At 54.5% G+C, this 1732-nt stretch carries 1 rRNA gene; it reads right to left on the reverse strand.

Going from position 1 to position 1732, the window contains the following annotated elements:
• Window positions 1-1543 (reverse strand): 23S ribosomal RNA (locus HMPREF2757_RS12015); the annotation flags it as partial.
• Between the last annotated feature and the right edge of the window lie 189 nt (window positions 1544-1732).

Raw genomic sequence — 1732 nt, forward strand, 5'->3', positions numbered from 1 at the left:
GCACTGGTTAGTATCAGATTCTTCGGTATGGACGGTTCTTCACTGGTACGGGAATATCAACCCGTTGTCCATCGACTACGCCTGTCGGCCTCGCCTTAGGTCCCGACTAACCCAGGGCGGATTAACCTAGCCCTGGAACCCTTGGTCATTCGGCGGACGGGTTTCTCACCCGTCTTTCGCTACTCATGCCTGCATTCTCACTCGCATAGCCTCCACCACTGAATCACTTCGCAGCTTCACCGGCCACACGACGCTCCCCTACCCAAAAACACCCGAGTTATCGGTTGAACATGTTTTTGCCACAACTTCGGTGGTGTGCTTAAGCCCCGCTACATTATCGGCGCGGAATCACTTGACCAGTGAGCTATTACGCACTCTTTCAAGGGTGGCTGCTTCTAAGCCAACCTCCTGGTTGTCACTGCAACTCCACATCCTTTTCCACTGAGCACACGCTTAGGGACCTTAGTTGATGGTCTGGGCTGTTTCCCTCTCGACTACGAAGCTTATCCCCCGCAGTCTCACTGCCACGCTGACTTCACGGCATTCGGAGTTTAGCTGACGTCAGTAACCCTCGCGGGCCCATCAGTCAACCAGTCGCTCTACCTCCGCAAAGCACCACGCAACGCTGCACCTAAATGCATTTCGGGGAGAACCAGCTATCACAGAGTTTGATTGGCCTTTCACCCCTAACCACAGATCATCCCCCCAGTTTTCAACCTAGGTGGGTTCGGGCCTCCACGCCGTCTTACCGGCGCTTCACCCTGCCCATGGCTAGATCACTCCGCTTCGGGTCTAGGACACACGACTCACACGCCCTATTCGGACTCGCTTTCGCTACGGCTTCCCCACACGGGTTAACCTCGCCACATGCCACTAACTCGCAGGCTCATTCTTCAAAAGGCACGCCATCACCCCACACGAGGGCTCTGACGGATTGTAGGCACACGGTTTCAGGTACTCTTTCACTCCCCTCCCGGGGTACTTTTCACCATTCCCTCACGGTACTATCCGCTATCGGTCACCAAGAGTATTTAGCCTTACCAGGTGGTCCTGGCAGATTCACACGACATTCCACGAGTACCGTGCTACTCGGGCACCAACACACACAAACCACTGCGGTTTCAGCTACGGGACTCTCACCCACTCCGGTCAGGCTTCCCAACCTGTTCACCTACCACACTGCATCCATGCCCCAGCCATGCTGAACTGAGACGATCGGCCCCACAACACCGCGCATGCAACACCAGCACGCTTGACACACACACGGTTTAGGCTCTTCCGCGTTCGCTCGCCACTACTAACAGAATCATTCTTATTTTCTCTTCCTATGGGTACTAAGATGTTTCACTTCCCCACGTCACCCCCACAAAGGCTATACATTCACCCCGTGGTCACTACGCACAACACGCAGCGAGGTTTCCCCATTCGGACACCCTCGGATCACAGCTCGTTTACCAACTCCCCGAGGCTTATCGCAGATTACCGCGTCCTTCATCGGCCCTTGATGCCAAGGCATCCACCATGCGCCCTTGAACACTCACCACCCCACACAGGACACACACAACCAAACAGTCGCACATGCTGCAGAGTGGCAAGACGAATAACACAAGAAACACAAAATCAAACAAAATCACAACAACCACACACATAAACATGCGCGTGATTGCCAGATGCTCGCGTCCACTATTCACAAATCAACAACAACCACCACACACCCAGACCACCACCCCCA

This window comes from Brevibacterium sp. HMSC063G07 (assembly GCF_001810665.1).
Lineage (GTDB): Bacteria > Actinomycetota > Actinomycetes > Actinomycetales > Brevibacteriaceae > Brevibacterium.